An 18,238-nucleotide genomic window follows, 5' to 3' on the forward strand; every position below is an offset into this window, starting at 1 on the left:
GTAAGTGAGGGCATTATCAGGCCCTGAGCGAGATTTTCCAACTCGGAGGCAATGCTTACTTCGCTCCCCATATATCTTCCAGCCGATCGTCCCGCCCGCAACGGCTCCGATAGAAATTGTAGCGAATGGGATTTTTCGTGTAGTAGTCCTGATGATAATCCTCGGCGGGATAGAAGGCTGTCTGCGGAAGGATTTCGGTCACTATGGGTTTTTCCAGCTTGCCCGAATCCGCCAGCGCCTGTTTGGACTGCTGCAGAATTTCTCGCTGCTGCTCGTCGGCATAGAACAATGCACTTCGATACTGCGGGCCGCGATCACAGAACTGCGCATTTGGCGTAACCGGGTCAATGGTCGGCCAGAAAGCTTCCACCAGCTTTGTATAGTTGGTTTCGCGCGGGTCGTAAAATACCGCTACCGCCTCGATGTGCTGGGTGCCACCCGCCGAGACTTGCGGGTAAGTGGCTGAGTCGGCGTCACCGCCAATATACCCGGAAATGGTATCTACAACACCGGGCACCTTGTCGAAATCCGCCTCAGTGCACCAGAAGCATCCTCCAGCGAACACCGCCATTTCTGAACCTTCGGGGCCTTGTTCAAGAGGTTGGTTGGCAAGCGCCTGAAGGCTCAGCAAACCCAATGCCAGGGCGGACAATAACTTGCTCATGCTCTCAACTCCGGCAGGGTTTCATTTTCAGGTACGAAACGCAGCGCTACACCATTGTTGCACCAACGCTCGCCGGTCGGCGGAGGGCCGTCCTTGAATACATGACCTTGGTGACCACCGCAGCGGGCGCAGTGATACTCGGTGCGCGGCCAGATCAATTTGAAGTCCTGTTTGGTGCCCATGTGGCCTTTGATTGGCTGGGTGAAGCTGGGCCAGCCGGTGCCGCTGTCGAACTTGTCCTCGCTTCGGAACAGAGGTAGGTAACAGGCAGCACAAATGTAGGTACCTGCGTCATAAACCTTATCAAGCGGGCTGCTGTCGGGCCGCTCGGTTGCCTCTTCAAACAGCACTTCAAAGGCCTCGGCAGACACTTTGTCTTTCCAGAAACTATGCGGTACGTCCAACGGTTCGAAGCTCATGCCAACCTCATGGGTATCTGCCAGACTCAGACGACTCATTACCGGGAGCGCCGGTAGGGCGAGAAAGCCTGCCAACAGTGTTCTGCGATTCATATCATGTCCTTCAGGAGTTGTTGCTTGCACAGGATAAGACTATGCCCATGGCAGAAAATTACACGGCCACATCGTTTCATAAGATGTATAAAAATAGCTGGGCTGAAGGGATGTATTGTAGAGTTTGATCGAGTGGCGATGGTGTGGCGCAGGGGCAGCCGCATCAACATAACAATAAGCTGATTTATCAGGGAGCAAGCAATGAACTACAGAGTAGGCCGCAAGGCCAATTTGCGCTGGATATTGGCGCTGATGCTGGGGGTAAGCAGTCTGGCAGCACACGCCCAGGAAGCTGAGGCTTATCGTATTACCGAACCGCGTTTGCAGATGCTGACCCAGGCGATGCAAAAGCAGGTTACCGATGGCAAGTTGGCAGGGGTAGCGACGCTGGTATGGCAGGACGGTAAAACGGTACATCGTCAGCAGACCGGGTACCAGAATATCGAGGAAAACCAGCCGCTAAGCGAAGATACGATTTACAAGATTTTTTCCCTGACCAAACCGATTACCGGCACTGCCTTGCTGATGCTGTATGAAGAAGGCAAGTTCCAGCTCGATGATCCGGTTGAAGAGTATTTGCCTGAGCTCAAGGGTCTGCGCGTGGCGGTGAGTGAGGGCGCGGATGGCCAGCCAGAGACGGAAGCTGCAGATCACCCGATCACTATTCGCGAACTGATGACCCACACTGCCGGGTTTACCTACGGACGTTTCTCACAGTCCCAGGTGGATGAACTCTATGTGCGCGAGGACATTCAGAATATCGATACCACACTGGCGGATATGGTTGCCAAGCTAGGCAGGATTCCGCTCCGGCAGCAGCCGGGTACGCGGTGGCATTACAGCGTGGCAGTGGATGTGCAGGCGCGGCTGGTAGAGGTCATGTCAGGCATGGCTTTTGACGAATTTCTGCAGACCCGCATTTTTACGCCGCTAAAAATGGTTGATACCGGCTTCTATGTTCCGCAGGAAAAGCAGGACCGCTTTGCGGTGTCCTATACGCCTGACCCCGAGAAAGGCCTGCAACCTTATCCGAACAAGCCCTGGTTGACCAAGCCTAGGTTCCTTAATGGCGGTGGCGGGCTGGTATCCACCATGGATGACTATCTGCGGTTTGCGCGGATGCTGTTGAATGAAGGGGAGCTCGACGGGGTGCGGCTACTCAAGCCGGAGACGGTGCAGATGATGCGCACCAATCAGTTGCCTGAGGGCGTAGCAGGTCCGGATTGGGCGCCGGGTAACCTTTTCGGGCTGAACGTGGCGGTGGTCAGCGAGCCCGAGCCGGCCGGTTACCTGCCGGAGAATACCTATTGGTGGTGGGGTATTCATGGGCCGTGGATGTGGGTGGATCCGAGCAATAAGATTATTGTGTTGGGCATGATGCAAAACACCGATTACCGCCACTCCCGCGTGGTACATGGCACCGCAAGCCATATCCTCTATAGACCTGCACCCTGAACGCTGCAGCGCGCTCACATAACCCTGGTCGGCTGTTTCAGCCGATCGGGGTTTTGCACGTGAATCAAGGCAGGGTAGGGAGCTGAACTAGCTGGAAACATTGCTGGGATCGGCGCCCAGTACCTGTTCCAGCGGCAATTGCGCGTGCAGGTTGACGCTGCCTTGCGCGGCAAACACCACCAGGTGGTCTGCGGCGATGCGTATGCCCAGGGACTTTCCTAATGAGTGATCGTCATGGCTGGGGAAAATCGACTCCAGAATGCTGCCGGTGGGCAGCTGCAGGCGGTATAGCGTGGTCGCGCCGAGAAAGGTTTTGCCGATAATGGTGGCGCGCAGGCTGCTGTGCTGTTCGCCGACTATGTCATCCGGACGCAGCAGCACGTCCACCGCGCTGCCGGCGGGCAATTGATAGGCACGGTTGCCGCGAATCACGCCCAGTTCGGTTTGCACCGTATCCGGTGATATGAGCTGGCCGCGGATAAAATAGCCCTGACCAATAAAGCTGGCGACAAAGGGCGTCGCAGGCTCATGGTAGAGATTGTAGGGTGTGTCCCACTGTTGCAGATGACCGTCCTTGAGCACGCCGACATGATCGCTGACGGCAAAGGCTTCGTTCTGATCATGGGTGACCAGCATGGCACTGGTGCCGCGCAGTTTGAGAATATCGCGTACCTCACCCGAGAGTCGGCGGCGCAATTCCCCGTCCAGATTCGAGAAGGGTTCATCCAGCAACAGTAGTTTGGGATCGGGCGCCAGCGCGCGGGCCAGGGCCACCCGTTGCTGCTGGCCGCCGGACAATTCATGCGGGTAGCGTTTGCTCAGCGGAGCGAGTTTAACCAGCTCCAGCAGCTCGGCGACCTTGGTCTTGCGGTCGGGGTGCTTGCTGATGCCAAAGGCGACATTTTCCTGCACTGTCAGGTGCGGGAACAATGCGTAATCCTGAAACACCATGCCGATACGGCGAGCTTCGGGTGATACGCGCCGGGTTGGGGTCGACAGGCTGCGGCCATCCAGGCGAATTTCGCCACCGGTAATGGGTTCAAAGCCAGCAATAGCCCGCAGACTGGTCGTTTTGCCGCAACCAGAGGGGCCGAGCAAACAGCCGATATCGCCGCTGCGTAGGTGGATGTTCAGATCCGTGACAACCGGATGGTCGGCATACCCACAGGCCAGTTGATTCAGTTCCAGCACAATGCCGTGGCTGTCAGGCATACCGTACTCCTGGTCCAACAATGTGGTTCAACAAGGTGGTTCAGCTGCGCAGAGTTACTCGACCAGCAAGAACTCGACCAGGGCTTTTTGCGCATGCAGACGGTTCTCGGCCTGATCCCAGACCACGCTGCGCGGATCCTCCATCAATTCGCTGCTGACTTCCTCCCCCCGGTGGGCTGGCAGACAGTGCATAAACAGTACCTGCTCATCAGCCAGGTCAAGCAAGGCAGGGGTGACCTGGTAGGGCGCAAAGCGCTTCAGCCGGGCTTCGGCCTCATCTTCCTGACCCATGGACGCCCACACATCGGTGTTGATCAGATGCGCGCCGCGCACCGCTTCCGTGGGATCGCGCATCACGCTAACCCGATCGCCAGCCTGGGCGAGGAATTGCGGGTCCGGGTCATAACCTTCCGGGCAAGCAATACGTAGCTGGAAATCAAACTGCATGGCAGCCTGAATAAAGGTGTTGCACATGTTATTGCCATCGCCGACCCAGGCCACGGTCTTGCCCTGAATGCTGCCGCGGTGTTCCAGATAGGTTTGCATGTCCGCCAGTAGCTGGCAGGGGTGCAGGTCGTCGCTCAGGCCATTGATCACCGGCACGCGGGAATACTGGGCGAAGGTTTCCAGATCAGCATGGTCGAAGGTGCGGATCATCACTGCGTCACACATGCTGGACAGCACCCGGGCGCTGTCTTCGATCGGTTCGCCGCGCCCCAGTTGGGTATCGCGCGGTGACAGAAAAATGGCCTGGCCACCGAGCTGGATCATGCCGGCTTCAAAGGACACGCGAGTACGGGTGGACGCTTTCTCGAAGATCATTGCCAGAACACGGTTCTTCAGCGGCTCATAAATCACGCCCTGCGCGTGCAGAGATTTGAGCTCGATGCCGCGCTTGATCAGGCTGATCAGCTCTGCCTGAGTGCAATCCATCAACGAAAGAAAGTGCCGTACTGTCATGTTGACTACCTGGAAAATGGGGCGGCCAGTGACCGGAAACACAAAGGCCGATCGCGACCCGAAAGGCCCGATACAAGCCATACCCAAAAAAGTGAAGGGCCGATCTTATCGGTAAAATCCGCTGCAAGGCAAATAGCCACGCGGCGCTTGTGCACCAAGATAATCAATTCAATCACTGAATGGCAGCGTATTTTGCCTCTTGCGAGCCCGGCTGACGGGGCCTAGAGTGCATGATTGACCAGACATTAATCATAAAAACCATCAGAGTCACCACCATGCCTGTAACCCATTATCGTGCCTGTCATTTGTGTGAAGCCATTTGCGGTCTGGCCATTGAGACCGAGGGTGAGCAGATCCTCTCAATCAAGGGCGATCACGAGGATCCGTTCAGTCGTGGGCATATCTGCCCCAAGGCCATCGCCCTGCAGGATATTCAGAACGATCCTCAGCGTTTGCGCATGCCGGTCAAGCGGGTCGGCGAACAGTGGCAGCAGATCGGCTGGGAAGAGGCTTTCGAGTTGGTTGCCAGTCGCCTCGCAGCTATTCAGCAGGAGCACGGGCAGAACGCGGTGGCGGTGTATATGGGTAACCCCAATGTGCACAACTATGGTTCGATGACCCACAGCAACTATTTCCTCGGGCAGTTGCACACCAAGCAGCGTTATTCTGCGACCTCGGTAGACCAGTTGCCGCACCACCTGGTGTCGTTGTGGATGTACGGGCACATGCTGGCAATCCCGATTCCGGATATCGACCATACCGATTTTTTCCTGATGCTCGGCGCCAACCCGATGGCGTCCAACGGCAGCATCATGACCGTGCCGGATGTGGGCAAGCGCATCAAAGCGTTGAAGGCGCGCGGTGGCAAACTGGTGGTGGTCGACCCGCGGCGCAGCGAGACGGCTGAGCAGGCTACTGAGCATCAATTTGTGCAGCCGGGTACTGACGCCTCCCTGTTGGTGGGTCTGCTGCATACCTTGTTTGATGAAAAACTGGTCAAGGACAGCCCAGCCCTTCAGGCGACCTTGGGGCTGGAGGATGTTAAAGCCGCCATTGCGCCGTTCAGTGCCGAGGCCATGGCCGAGCATTGCGCCATTCCGGCCGAGAAGATTCGCCAGCTTGCACGTGATTTCGCTGCGGCCGATAGCGCTGTCTGCTACGGGCGCATGGGTGTGTCCGTCCAGCGCTATGGCACCCTCTGCCAGTGGCTGATCCAGATCATCAACCTGGTCACGGGTAACCTCGACCAGCCAGGCGGCGCACTCTGTACGGAGCCCGCCTTTGATGTGGTGGGTATGGGCAAAGGCGGTCATTTCGACAAATGGCGCAGTCGGGTATCCAACCTGCCGGAGTTCAATGGCGAGTTGCCCGTTGCAGCCTTGGCAGAAGAGATGCTTACCCCCGGCGAGGGGCAGATTCGTGCCTTGGTGACTTCAGCAGGCAATCCGGTGCTTTCCACGCCAAATGGTCGACAGCTGGATCGGGCGCTGGAAGGGCTGGAGTTTATGGTCAGCGTCGACCTGTACATCAATGAGACGACTCGGCATGCCGATGTGATCCTGCCGCCGACGGCGGCACTAGAGCACGATCATTACGACATTACCTTCAATAATTTTGCCGTACGCAATGTCACCCGCATCAACCTGCCGATTCTGCCCAAGCCAGAGGGCAGTCTGCATGACTGGGAAATTTTCGTTGGTCTGGGTCAAGCGTTCGCCAAGGTGCTCGGCCAAACACCCAGGCAGACCATGGCGCCGGAAATGATGGTCGATGCCGCGTTGCGCAGCGGTCCTTATAAAGATCGCTTGAGCCTGGCAGTGCTCAAGGAGCATCCGCACGGTATTGATCTGGGCCCGCTTAAACCCAATCTGTTGCCGCGTCTGCAAACCCCCAGCAAGCAGATTGAGTGCGCACCTCAGGTCATTCTTGATGATCTGCAACGCTTCGCCACTGATATTCAGCAAATGCGCCCCAAGCTGGGCGAACTGCGTTTGATCGGCCGTCGGCATGTGCGCAGCAACAATTCCTGGATGCATAACTATCAGCGTCTGGTCAAAGGCAAGGCGCGTGATCAATTGCTTATGCACCCGGATGATCTGGCCAGCCGTGGCCTGAGTGATGGTCAGCAGGTGGTAGTGCGCTCACGGGTCGGCGAGGTGACAGTGGCGGTGGTCGCCAGTGACGAGATGCTTGCAGGCGTGGTCAGCCTGCCTCACGGCTGGGGGCATAATCGTAAGGGCATCGAGCAGGACGTGGCCGCCGCGCATGCCGGCGTCAGCGCTAATGATCTGACCGATGAGCGCTTCCTTGATCCGGTCACCGGCAATGCTGCCCTCAATGGCGTCACCGTGGAGGTGGTTGCAGCCTGAGGCGCGAGAAGCATTCTAGGGAGACCGGTATTGCCGCAGGGCTGAATGGGTTACACTAGGCCCATTCGGTACTGTTATAGAGGAAGCACCATGGATACCATCGATACGATCAAAGAACAGATCGGCAATAACCCGGTCCTGATTTACATGAAGGGCGCGCCTAACGCGCCCCAGTGCGGTTTTTCCGCGCGCGCCGTGCAGGCACTGATGGCCTGCGGCGAGAAGTTCGCCTATGTGGATATTCTGCAGAACCCGGATATCCGCACTGAGCTGCCAAAGTACGCCAACTGGCCGACTTTTCCGCAACTGTGGATTGACGGCGAGCTGGTTGGCGGAAGCGACATCATCGCTGAACTGCATGAATCAGGTGAGCTGGCGACTATGATCAAGGCCGTGGCTAAAGCCTGATAGCTCCAGCGTTACCAGAACCCGCCCGGCGCAAGCCGGTGCGGGTTTTTTATTACTGAAACAGTCCGTCAAAGGGAAAGAACGCCAGCGGCTGGCCGAGCCTTACCACTGAACCGGCCGGTATCAATATCAGCCCGGTGGCCTCACTGGCGCTGCTCAATACCCCCGAACTCTGATTACCCGCTGGCACGACCTGACCGTTCTGCAGGCACGCACGCAGGTATTCATCGCGATTTCCCATCGTGCTCGATTCGAACCCCGCAGGCACCGGCAATTGCACTGGTTCGGTGTGCTCCACCCCAAGCCGGCGCAGTAGATAGGGGCGGACCAACAGTAGAAAAGTCACCAGCGTTGCCGCAGGGTTACCTGGCAGGCCGAGCACCGGCACATCGGCAAAACGCGCCAGCGTAAAAGGTTTGCCTGGTTTGATTGCCAGCTTCCACATGTCCAGTTGGCCGTGTGCCCTGAGCGCCATGCCCAGGTAGTCAGCTTCACCTACCGAAACACCGCCGGAGCTTATGATCAGATCCGCCTGCTCACCCAGTGCCTGCAAACGGCTGATAGTCAGGTCTGGGTCGTCCGGCAAAATGCCGCCATCAATGATCGTTTGCCCCATGCGCTGCAGACAGCCGATCAGGGTGTAGCGATTACTGTTGAATATCTGCCCCGGCCCTAACGTCTGGCCAGGCTCAACCAACTCATCCCCGGTTGACAGAATCGCCACGCGCAATGCACTACGTACAGGCACTTCGGCAATGCCGGCCGATGCAATTACGCCCAGATCCTGCGCGCGAAGCCGCTGGCCAGCCTGCATGATCACGTCTCCCTGGCGTATATCCTGGCCGGCCGGTCGCACATTCTGGTCAGGGCTGACTGCCTGGCTGAACCGCGCCATATCACATTCAAGTAAAACGTTTTCTTGCATCTCAACACAGTCAGCGCCTGCCGGAATCGGTGCGCCGGTAAAAATCCGCGCGCAGGTACCTGGCTCCAGCGGCGCAGGTGACATGCCGGCGGTAATGCGTTGGCTGACGCGTAGTCCACCGCCCAGCGCTTGAGCCAGATCACTTGAGGCTAATGCGTAGCCGTCCATGGCACTGTTATCCCAGGGCGGTACGTTATGGGCGCAGTGCAGAGGTTCTGCCAGAATACGGTTCAATGCGTTGGCGAGTGGCACGCGCTCAGCAGGTTGCGGCGCTTCCGCCGAGGCTGCCTGCAGCAATCGCTGCAGGGCGTCGGCAACCGGCAGCAAACTCACGAGCGGCTGCCGCAGGTCGGGTCCATGCTCGGATCAATGGCCAGATGCTGAACAAAGTTGCACGGACGTGTCCGACTATCGAGCTGCTCTTTGAGTATGCGGCCCCAGGCAGTTCGGCAGGCACCGGTCGAGCCGGGCATGCAAACCACCAGGGTACGATTAGCCAGCCCGGCCAGCGCGCGGGACTGCAAGGTAGAGGTACCAATCTCCTCCCAGGAAACGTGGCGAAACAGCTCGCCAAAACCATCGACCATCTTGTCCAACAGCGGCGTGATCGCCTCTGGCGTGCTGTCGCGCCCGGTAAAGCCAGTGCCGCCGGTGATCAACACCACCTGTACTTCGGGACGTGCGATCCAGTCTGAGACTACCGCGCGGATGCGGTAAATATCGTCCGGTTGCAGCCGACGATCAGCGACGTGGTGGCCGGCCTCGGTAGCGCTGTCGACCAACACCTGGCCTGATGTATCGGTCTCCAGCGTGCGGGTATCGCTGACGGTCAGAATGGCGATATTCAAGGGCGAGAAGGTTGCTTCGTTATGGGCCATGTGAGGCGTTCCTTTGGCAGACAATGCGGCCAGTGTTATAACACAGCGCATTAGGTAATCGGAGAACGACCGATGAGCGTGATAAGCAACAAACAGCTTAGCTTATTGCTGCTGGCGGGCGGGCAGGGCAGCCGTCTGGGCGGACGTGACAAGGGCTTGATGCCATGGCAAGGACAGCCGATTGCGGCGCACCTGGTTGCACTGGTCAGGCCGTTGGTGAGCGAGGTAATCATCAGCTGTAATCGCAATCATGCGCTTTATCAGCGTTGGGCCGATCAATTGGTAAGCGATCAGGACGCCGACTATCCTGGCCCGCTGGCCGGCATTCTCAGCGGTCTGAAGGTATGCACAGGCAGTCACCTGCTCATTGTGCCCTGTGATTTGCCGAATCTGGATCAGGCGCTGCTCGTGCAGTTGATAGAGCATGCGGCGAGTGAGCCGGCCATTCCCTGGGTAACAAGAACTGGCGAGACCTGGCAGCCATTGGTGTCGCTGATCCCGCAGTGTTCGCTGGCGGAGTTGCAACAGGCCTGGGAACAAGGTCAGCGCAGCCCACTGCGCTGGATGTTAGGTCAAGCCCATGGCGTTTTTAGGCTACCCGCGGATGACCCGAGGCTGCGCAACGCCAACCGTATTGAAGACTGGCAATAACCTATAAGCCTCTGCTGGCGCTGAATATTTTTTAGCTCAGATACTTGAGAAAATAATACCGCGCGGTAAAATGCGACCACATGATCGGGGTGTAGCGCAGCCTGGTAGCGCGTCTCGTTCGGGACGAGAAGGTCGCTGGTTCGATTCCAGTCTCCCCGACCAATACCCTGTTTCTGGTTGTATCCCTACGTATCCAGAAGCCCGCAAAAGCCCGCCAAGTGCGGGCTTTTGCGTATCTCGGCGTTTCCCATTGTTTCCTGAAGTAGCTATCCCCCGTGTATGCTGACGTGTATGCTGTAAATATCAATCATTCTTCAAGAGATAGCATACATGAGGCGACAGGATATAAAGCGCAGGCCCTTGTCTGACACGGTTCTCAGTAATCTTGAGCCAGAGCCAAAACTCTACCGCGAGCAGGACGGCAATAATCTGTATTTCAAGGTCAAGCCTGATGGCAAGAAGGCCTGGGAGCTGCGTTACAAACGTGCCGACGGTAAATGGAGCTGGCTTGGCCTTGGCATTTATCCCAGCGTAAGCGGCAGCCGAGCTCGGGAGCTTGCGGAAAAATATCGAAAGCAGATATCTGACGGCCACGATCCTGTAGCGAAGAAAAACCAATTAAAAGCCGATCTTAAGAACGTTGCTGAGTCGAGTTTTAAGATGCTCGCCCTGGACTGGTTCGAAGGGAGAAAGGATCGCTGGGGAGAAAGCTACCAAAAAAGAGTGATGGGAGCTTTTGAACTGCATGTGTTCCCGGTGATGGGTAAACGAGATTTCCGGGAAATAACACCGCTTGAATGGTTCCGTTTTTTTCAAAAAATGCAGAAGAAGGGCATCCTGGATCAGACAGAGAATGTGCGGCGGTCATGTAGAGGGGTCTACAATCTCGCCAAGGTGACCGGAAGGGTCACGAGCAATCCCGTCGACGGACTTGAAGAAGAGCTTTACAAGCACACATCCGAAAACTATCCCCACGTGCCGCCAGCCGATCTGCCTGAATTGGTATACAAAATCAAAGAGATGTCTGAGGAGAGATTTAGCCCGGAGATCAGATATGGGCTGTCGATCTTAATGCAATTAGCTGTTCGGCCTACTGAATTGCGCGAAGCTCCTTGGTCGGAATTTGATTTAAAGAAGGCGCTTTGGGAAATTCCCGCAGAACGCAACAAGTCGGGCAGAGCGCTTCTGGTTCCCCTTTCAAAGGAGGTGATGGCTGATCTCCTAGAACTCAGGAAAATCAGTGGCGGCTATCAGCTTCTTTTCCCTGGTCGGCATGACCAGTCGAAACCATTGAGTAACATGGCTTTCAACATGGCCCTAAGACGGCTTGGATATGAAGGGCGTCAGGTAGGGCACGGTTTCAGACATGTCATGTCTACATGCCTTAATGAGAACGACTTTAACAAGCAGCATGTCGAAGCACAGCTGAACCATTTTGAAAAAGGGGTGGCTGGTAATTACAACAAAGCTATATACATAAAGCAGCGTACAAAGATGATGCAGTGGTATTCGCAGCACCTGCATCAGCTAGCTGACGGTTATCGATTGACTTGTAATCAGTAGTTCCCGAGTTCGACTCTTGGTGCCGGCACCAGTAAAATCAAAGGCTTGCCTTGTATGGTAGGTCTTTTTTTTGCTCAAAAATTGGTTTGGGGTAGGAGTTTGACTGTAAGATTTTCAGGGTTAGATAATTTTGCTTACTACTTGCGCGCTCAAAATCTCTGCTTATATCCGAGGAAGCTGATGCCATGATCCAACTGGATTTGAATACAAATGACGCAGAGGCGTTGCTTCGTCACGCAAAGAGCTTCGAGCCTGCCACCGGTGATGCTCGGGAGGACAGCCGGCTTTCCGATGCACTTCGTGATTTGGCTGAAGCGATTGAGCAATCGTTGGGTGGGGGATAGTCGTCTGCTTCTTTTGCAATGTATTAATTCTCTCGATCCGACCGCCTACGTCACTCACACGCTGCGGTAAACTTGGATGTCACAGAGCGAGGGGTTATAGGGCCGTGCAGCGCTAAAAGGCCACACGACGCGGGAGATGCTCCCTCAGGTATCTAGAAAGCGGTCTGAACAGGAATTGCGACGGTTGAAGCTAGGCCGTCGCCATTTGGCAAGATAGCCGTCGGCTAAGGGCTGCTTCCGGCCAATACTGGCCATCAAGTGCTTACCACGGCAAGGGCGATTCAATTGGCCGGTTCCGACAGCCTTATAGCAGCAATCGGGATCTCATTTGCTCGCATCGGCTTCTGGCGAGCCTACCCGACCGAGCACTTAAAAGCACTCTTGATTGAAGGGCAATTCAGTTCTGCCCATACGGAAGGGAAACTGAATCCTCTGGCGAAGCAATCTGAGCGACGAGATAGTCGATTAGTACCCGGCACTTAGGCGAAAGGTATTTGTTCGGCTGGTAGAGTATCCAGGCCATGCCAAAGTAGGAGGTCACGTAATGCCATTCTGGCAGAACCTGGACGATACGACTTTCGTTTAGCGCATCCTGGGCCATGAAAAGTGGCAAGCATCCGATACCCAAGTCTTCAAGAACCCCATCCAGCCGCGCCTCACTATGATTGGTCACAAAGCGCCCGGTCACCGTAACATTGACGCTATCGCTGGTCACCTTGTGACGAAGCTGCCAGCGATTATCGCTTGGGATTTCTCCGAGATACAAACAGCTATGTCGAGCCAACTCACTGGGATGCTCCGGGACACCATTTGCGGCTAGGTATTTCTCGGTTGCACAGAGTACATGGCTGACCTTTTTCAAAGGTCTTGCTGCCAAGCCAAGTGGTGGCATATCGGTGATCTTGATCATGAGATCCAGATCGTCACCGATCAGGTCCACAGGATTGTCCGTGAGCCTTAGCTGTACGTCGATATCCGGATACAATCTCAAAAAAGCGGGGATGTGAGGCCCCACCAGCTTTCTTCCGAACGCTTTTGGAACACTCAGCTTTACCAATCCCTGCGGTGTGCTGTTGAAACGAGTCGCTACCTCCATTACTGATTGGCAGGACTCAACCAGGTGACAGCACCTCACATAAGCCTCGACACCTGCCTCAGACAAGCGAAGCTTTCGTGTTGTGCGCTCGAGCAGCTTGACCGACAACGCCGCTTCCAAACTGGCCACCTGCCGGCTTACCGCTGAGGATGTGGTACCCAATCGTTCTGCAGCTGCTGAAAAGCTTCCACACTCCACTACCTTCACGAAAACAGCCATGTAGGGCATCAGGCCCATATATTGATTCGTTCTCATGGCGCAAAACTCTTGTGTAGGAAACCCGATTGTTCCTTCTTCGCTGCATCCTGACAATGCTTTCTCAGCAGCGATGGGCTGCATAACGAGCAGAGGGACGTAGCATGGACCATTTCAAGGAAGTACGGAGTCTGGAAGATCTGGAGTATCTGACGGGAAGATGTGAACACGTTCTCACTTTATTCAGCGGTGGAGTCGATAGCAGCTACCTTCTTTACAAACTGGCGTCATGCTCCTTCAAGGTAACCGCCTTGGCCATTGATCTTGGCGATGGGACCAACCTGGAGGATCTGCAGCAGATAGCCCAACATTTTGGGGCCGATTTGCGCGTTGTAGATGGGCGGCGGGCATTCGTTGACGATGCTGTGCTCCCGGCCATCCAAGCGGGCGCGCAATACATGGGCATTTACCCTATCAGCTCGTCGCTGTCGCGACCGATCATTGCGAAGCTCGCTGTTGACATGGCCGGACGGCTTGGCTGCGACGCTATCCTGCACACCGCCAACCAATCTCAGAACAGCTTACGGCGGCTCAATGGCGCCTTAAGGCAACTCCGCTTCGCCGGATATACCGGCTCCCCGTATGAGTATTCAGCTTTCAGCCGGGAAGAAAAGATTGCCGCTTTAAGTGCCGCCGGCTTGTACCGTTTTCAGGCCCGGGGGATTAGCGGGGATGCCAATCTTTGGGTCCGGGAATATGAATCAGGTTGCCTGGATAACCCAGAGAACTTCGTAGCGGCAGAGAGCATTTATAAATGGACGGCCGCGAACCAGGTCGCTGTTCACGATGAAGTGAAAATATCAATTTTGCAAGGCAGGCCGGTTGCTTTGAATGGGCTCGCCACACCTTTGATCGACATCATAGAGCAACTGAACCTTATCGCCGGCAGCTTCGGCATAGGTCGATATAGCGGTCTTGAACACCTGCAGGGAGGTGAGAAGGTTCTTGAGGTGCGGGAGGCGCCTGCAGCAACGGTTCTGCTGGCAGCCTATCGGCACCTGGAGACAGCCACGCTGGATGCGGAGCTTATCCGTGAAAAGCTTTCAATCGAACAGCTATGGGTCCGAGAAGCGATCGAGGGTCGGTGGTTCGGAGATCTTCGCCGGGCAGCAAGCGGCTTCATCAGCGAAACCGCAAAACATGTGTCCGGAACGGTGAGCTTTCGTCTCCGGTCAGGAGCCGCGGACCTATCTTGTATTCGTGCAGAGCAGCCACTCTACCTTACGGATCGGGACCAGTGGGAAAAGGATGTGGCTCGCCAACGGGGATCGCGCGGCCTGTTTGATCTTCAACTCCCCGCCCCATCAATTTGCGTAGCGACCGCTTAGGAAAACACCATGGATACGGTTGAAATCGAGAAGTCCTCTATAAAGCTGGACTCGAAAGTAGCGCAAACCTGCGCTGCAGCACTCAAGGACAAAGGCTGGGTTTTCGTGCCTGGCCAACAGTGGAAAAACAGCTTCTCTCTTAGCCTTGAGCAGTGGTCTGGTTTCGCGGCGTATTGGAACAATCTGATGTTGGACAACCATATGGGGGATAACGGCAAGTACCGATATCGCCGCTATAGCTCGTTCCAGGTTACACCTAGTACGGGTCGAATTTTACTGAACCCACACGAGCCGTATATGCAGCCAAGATCGGTGAACCCCTTAAACGGCGATACCAAACGATACTATTCGCCTCTTGAGCAGGGGCTCGTCAATCATCCTTTCTTTGAGTCGCTGCTTCTGGGCCTTGGGCGGATCTACGATCAGGCATCGGGCGAAAACGAAGAATGGAACGTAAAGCTACACCCATACAGAATCCTCGCAGAGGAAAGCTCACCGGGTAAGCCGACACCGGAGGGCTTGCACCGCGACGGAGTGGATTTCATTGCGATGATGTTGGTCGACCGGGTAGGGGTTGAGGGCGGGGTCACGACTATAACCGACAGCAACCGAACGTTTCTTTTCTCCAAGACGATGACTTCGCCAATGGACATCATTCTCGGGGACGATCACAGGGTCATGCATGAAGTGTCAGCGGTTAGCAGCCCTGACCTACCTGGCTATCGTGACGCTCTGGTTATCGCGTTTGCGCGAGCCATCGCAAATGAATAATCTGACCCGGTTATCAAAAATAGTGTTCGCTCGGCATGCGGAATTCATGTTGCTGGCAGTCGCCATTGTCTGGGGTACCAGCTACGGCGTAGCGAAGGGAGCTCTCGTCTTTTATCCGGTGCTCGGGTTTCTTGCGGTAAGGTTTCTGCTCACGTTTTTGCTGCTTTTACCCTCGCTCAAGGCCCAACGCCTAAGGGATCTTTTGCCGGGTATACCGCTGGGCCTGGTACTGCTCACGATATTTTTATGCGAAACCTTCGGAGTAGCTATCACAACAGCCTCGAATGCTGCCTTCTTGATCAGTCTGTGCGTTGTCTTCACACCATTGGTTGAATGGTGGTTGTTCAGGGTACGCCCGCCTAGCAGCTCTCTCATTGCCGCAGGCATATCCTTAGCTGGAGCCCTACTGCTCACGCAGGCTGCAGATATCGAAATGAATCTGGGGGACTGTCTGATGATTGCTGCAGCAATATGCAGGGCATTCATGGTGTGCCTGACCAAGAGATTCACTCAACACAGCGACGTGTCTGCTTTAGCGCTGACGGCAGTTCAGACCGGCGTAGTCGGGTTGGGGTGCCTGGTCGCCTTCGCATTGTCTCCGGGCCTGATGCCCGCAATGCCAACAGAGCCGTCGTTCTGGTTCGCAACGATCTACCTGGTGCTGTTCGGAACGTTGTTCGCATTTTTTGCGCAAAACTATGCCGTGAAGCGCACAACGCCGACTCGCGCTTCCCTCTTGATGGGGTCTGAGCCGCTTTTTGGGGCCCTGTTTGCGGGGCTCTGGCTGAGCGAACAGTTGAGCGCTACAGCGTGGCTTGGAGGGATTATGATTGTGGCCGCTTCGGTCTGGGCAAGCTGGCCCCGCAATGAAAAAACAATACATTTAGAAGTGAAACGCAACAGCTTGGCTGAGCCATAAAGGGCCTTGTTGCTGGGGCTTTCTACCCCGACATAAAGGGGTAGATACGCCCCGCTTCGGGCTGCATGAGTACTTATATTGGGTTATGGCATCAGAGCTTCTGCGGCGTGCGGATCGAATTGCCCGGCTTTGATAAACACACTTCTACGCCCCCTTCTGACCAAAGGCAGCTTGTTACGACGGGCTGATAACGGCCAGAAGCGGACGTTCAAGATATCTACGAAATCAGGGGCGATTCAGTTTTATGGAGGGTCACACAGCAATTTCGACTATTGAGACCATCAAAGCTCCAACCCCTAAGCTGGACTTGAGCCTCCATCATTATTTGCGGACCACAACTGTCAACCGTTCATCAATAGCCGGCCCACGGCGGTATGTGTATTTCAGGATAAATTCATCAGATCGAATAGTATGCTCTGTGTTGTCCCAAAAAGTCTGCTGCACTTCGCTAGCTTTCCTAGGTGCGTACAATGAAGGATTGTGCGGTTAGAAGGTCTTCATTGGTTCGTCGATGGAGCGGATGCGAAAACAGTCGTCACAGAGCCTGATCGTCCCTGGTCCAGCCGCTGGGATACTCAAGAGGACATAATCGCGGACCGGTTCATCTGCACAGACAGTGCATACATCCAAACTTTCCGCTGTCCAAATGGCCGCTTCCGTCATAGCAGCCTGCTTCGGGTTCCATTCGCGCAAAGAAGCGAACCATTCCGGTGTGTGCGGACGGAGTAACGTGGGATGTTCGGGTTCGCGCCGCCCCCTACGCTCAAGCCAAGTAGTTGCCGTCCTAATACGCCGAGCATGTAGCTCCGTCAAAAGCTCGTACAACTCAATCTTCAGGGCAAAGTACTGACGAGGGTGCAACGAGTTAACGGTCACGTAGCCCGCGTGATTCTTTATAAAACGGTTTTGGTCCAACCTCTCGTCCGCTAGCAGCTCTTCGCAGTACCTCTGCTTGCTGTTCGACGAGCCATTGTAGCTCTCCATGACTCCAACGTCGTATTGCCAGGCATTTCTTTTAAACTCATCTTCCCACAGATCCAAATACTTCGAAGTTCGCAGAGCTTGCACTAAGTAAGCGTCTGCCTCCTGATGCTCCACAAGGTAGGCATCGATGTCATTGAGCGACTCTATCTCAGACGATAGCTTGCGGGCCTCACGAAGCAAGAGGTTGGTTGCGTCGCGCATAGCCTGGACGTTGTCAATATCCTCACGGCTGAAAGCCTCTTCTTCCGCACTGAGATACCTAAGCACATTAGAGACTTCAAAAAGCGCCGAGCTCTTTAGCAACTCCCCGGGATGACAGAAGTCTGCATCCGATACTAGCTTCACTCCGGCTTGGCGATAGGCTTGGGCGACTAAACGTGAGCAGAACTGCCTCCGGCCGGACCCGAAACCAGCTAACACACTCTTGGCGGCACCGACTGATGTGTATCGAGTTCCAACCGCAGCCCTGGCGAACGATATGGCGGTGTCCAGTTGATCAGTGGTCAAATGCTTCACAGGCCGAAGCACATATCCAGCGCAGCCCGGTTCAAGAATAAGCCGCACGAGGTTGCGTGCGTGAACCCCGTCGCCGGTTGAATCGATCACACTCGACCTACCCACACAAATCATCGCGTGAGAGATATCCGCACCGATGACCTTACGAATCGTTTGGCTCATTGGGTCGGGCGTGGTTGTCAGTACTATATCGCCGAGCTGAATGAGTTCAGAGACGAAAACTCGAGGCCGCAGTTCCGATTCATTTATATCAGCTTCCATAATGGTTACTTCTCCGCTTCGGCTTCAGAACGACGAGTTCGATTGTTATCTGCCCTAAACGCATGCCTTCGGCGGATAGCTAACATTACCCAGCGCCTGCTTTCGGCCAGAAGTAAACGCTCGGAGATATGAATAAACTAGAAACTATCTAGGCTCTTCTTGCACAT

At 55.4% G+C, this 18,238-nt stretch carries 17 protein-coding genes and 1 tRNA gene; 10 read left to right on the top strand and 8 right to left on the bottom strand.

Annotation, left to right across the window (positions count from 1 at the left end; translation table 11 throughout):
* Positions 1-55: 55 nt before the first annotated feature.
* Positions 56-664 carry a peptide-methionine (S)-S-oxide reductase MsrA gene (msrA, locus tag DT594_RS01620; protein WP_149331077.1) on the bottom strand — a complete coding sequence of 203 codons (609 nt, stop codon included), beginning with the start codon at positions 662-664 and terminating at the stop codon, positions 56-58.
* Positions 661-1,176 carry a peptide-methionine (R)-S-oxide reductase MsrB gene (gene msrB, locus DT594_RS01625; RefSeq protein ID WP_149331078.1) on the bottom strand — a complete coding sequence of 172 codons (516 nt, stop codon included), beginning with the start codon at positions 1,174-1,176 and terminating at the stop codon, positions 661-663. The genes msrA and msrB overlap by 4 nt, the downstream gene beginning before the upstream one ends.
* Before the next feature lie 201 nt (positions 1,177-1,377).
* Here msrB and DT594_RS01630 point away from each other — a divergent pair, with 201 nt between their 5' ends.
* A complete protein-coding gene (locus DT594_RS01630; protein ID WP_149331079.1) occupies positions 1,378-2,631 on the top strand; it encodes a serine hydrolase domain-containing protein in 1,254 nt (417 codons plus the stop codon).
* A gap of 87 nt (positions 2,632-2,718) precedes the next feature.
* Here the strand turns inward: DT594_RS01630 and DT594_RS01635 are convergent, their stop codons facing one another.
* Both DT594_RS01635 and argF read right to left on the bottom strand, forming a co-directional pair.
* Complete coding sequence (locus tag DT594_RS01635; RefSeq protein WP_149331080.1) at positions 2,719-3,843, bottom strand: ABC transporter ATP-binding protein; 1,125 nt, start codon at positions 3,841-3,843, stop codon at positions 2,719-2,721.
* Positions 3,844-3,897: 54 nt separating this feature from the next.
* On the bottom strand, positions 3,898-4,803 hold the full coding sequence (gene argF, locus DT594_RS01640; protein WP_149331081.1) for an ornithine carbamoyltransferase: 906 nt from the start codon (positions 4,801-4,803) through the stop codon (positions 3,898-3,900).
* A gap of 275 nt (positions 4,804-5,078) precedes the next feature.
* Here argF and DT594_RS01645 point away from each other — a divergent pair, with 275 nt between their 5' ends.
* The gene (locus DT594_RS01645) at positions 5,079-7,172 is read left to right on the top strand and encodes a molybdopterin oxidoreductase family protein (protein ID WP_149331082.1); all 2,094 of its coding nucleotides are present in this window, start codon (positions 5,079-5,081) and stop codon (positions 7,170-7,172) included.
* Positions 7,173-7,262: 90 nt separating this feature from the next.
* Positions 7,263-7,580, top strand: coding sequence for a Grx4 family monothiol glutaredoxin (gene grxD, locus DT594_RS01650; RefSeq protein WP_149331083.1), 318 nt, complete (start codon positions 7,263-7,265; stop codon positions 7,578-7,580).
* A 52-nt stretch (positions 7,581-7,632) separates the two neighbouring features.
* Here the strand turns inward: grxD and DT594_RS01655 are convergent, their stop codons facing one another.
* Positions 7,633-8,838 carry a molybdopterin molybdotransferase MoeA gene (locus tag DT594_RS01655; RefSeq protein WP_246164524.1) on the bottom strand — a complete coding sequence of 402 codons (1,206 nt, stop codon included), beginning with the start codon at positions 8,836-8,838 and terminating at the stop codon, positions 7,633-7,635.
* On the bottom strand, positions 8,835-9,383 hold the full coding sequence (gene moaB, locus DT594_RS01660) for a molybdenum cofactor biosynthesis protein B (protein ID WP_149331085.1): 549 nt from the start codon (positions 9,381-9,383) through the stop codon (positions 8,835-8,837). Before moaB ends, DT594_RS01655 begins: the two co-directional genes overlap by 4 nt.
* Before the next feature lie 72 nt (positions 9,384-9,455).
* Here moaB and mobA point away from each other — a divergent pair, with 72 nt between their 5' ends.
* The 4 genes from mobA to DT594_RS18905 all read left to right on the top strand — a co-directional run bounded on the left by mobA (position 9,456) and on the right by DT594_RS18905 (position 11,941).
* Positions 9,456-10,034, top strand: a complete 579-nt coding sequence (gene mobA, locus DT594_RS01665; protein WP_149331086.1) for a molybdenum cofactor guanylyltransferase MobA — start codon at positions 9,456-9,458, stop codon at positions 10,032-10,034.
* 85 nt (positions 10,035-10,119) lie between these two features.
* Positions 10,120-10,196: transfer RNA gene (locus DT594_RS01670), tRNA-Pro, on the top strand.
* A gap of 168 nt (positions 10,197-10,364) precedes the next feature.
* Positions 10,365-11,597, top strand: a complete 1,233-nt coding sequence (locus DT594_RS01675; protein WP_149331087.1) for a tyrosine-type recombinase/integrase — start codon at positions 10,365-10,367, stop codon at positions 11,595-11,597.
* Positions 11,598-11,782: 185 nt separating this feature from the next.
* Positions 11,783-11,941: a hypothetical protein gene (locus DT594_RS18905; RefSeq protein ID WP_174958799.1), complete on the top strand. Its 159-nt coding sequence runs from the start codon at positions 11,783-11,785 to the stop codon at positions 11,939-11,941.
* Between the two features lie 397 nt (positions 11,942-12,338).
* Here DT594_RS18905 and DT594_RS01680 read toward each other — a convergent pair whose 3' ends face one another.
* Positions 12,339-13,292 (bottom strand): LysR family transcriptional regulator, encoded by a 954-nt coding sequence (locus DT594_RS01680; RefSeq protein WP_246164525.1) that lies wholly within the window; start codon positions 13,290-13,292, stop codon positions 12,339-12,341.
* A 104-nt stretch (positions 13,293-13,396) separates the two neighbouring features.
* On the opposite strand from DT594_RS01680, the gene DT594_RS01685 reads away from it, so the two are divergent.
* Genes DT594_RS01685 through DT594_RS01695 form a run of 3 tightly spaced genes read left to right on the top strand, consistent with a single transcriptional unit; the run spans position 13,397 to position 16,310 of the window.
* The gene (locus DT594_RS01685; protein WP_149331088.1) at positions 13,397-14,620 is read left to right on the top strand and encodes an argininosuccinate synthase-related protein; all 1,224 of its coding nucleotides are present in this window, start codon (positions 13,397-13,399) and stop codon (positions 14,618-14,620) included.
* 9 nt (positions 14,621-14,629) lie between these two features.
* On the top strand, positions 14,630-15,391 hold the full coding sequence (locus DT594_RS01690) for a 2OG-Fe dioxygenase family protein (RefSeq protein WP_149331089.1): 762 nt from the start codon (positions 14,630-14,632) through the stop codon (positions 15,389-15,391).
* A complete protein-coding gene (locus tag DT594_RS01695) occupies positions 15,384-16,310 on the top strand; it encodes a DMT family transporter (RefSeq protein WP_246164526.1) in 927 nt (308 codons plus the stop codon). Before DT594_RS01690 ends, DT594_RS01695 begins: the two co-directional genes overlap by 8 nt.
* Positions 16,311-16,796: 486 nt before the next feature.
* Here the strand turns inward: DT594_RS01695 and DT594_RS01700 are convergent, their stop codons facing one another.
* Complete coding sequence (locus tag DT594_RS01700; RefSeq protein ID WP_149331090.1) at positions 16,797-18,071, bottom strand: YiiX/YebB-like N1pC/P60 family cysteine hydrolase; 1,275 nt, start codon at positions 18,069-18,071, stop codon at positions 16,797-16,799.
* Between the last annotated feature and the right edge of the window lie 167 nt (positions 18,072-18,238).

This window comes from Halopseudomonas laoshanensis, from assembly GCF_008365385.1.
GTDB lineage: Bacteria > Pseudomonadota > Gammaproteobacteria > Pseudomonadales > Pseudomonadaceae > Halopseudomonas > Halopseudomonas laoshanensis.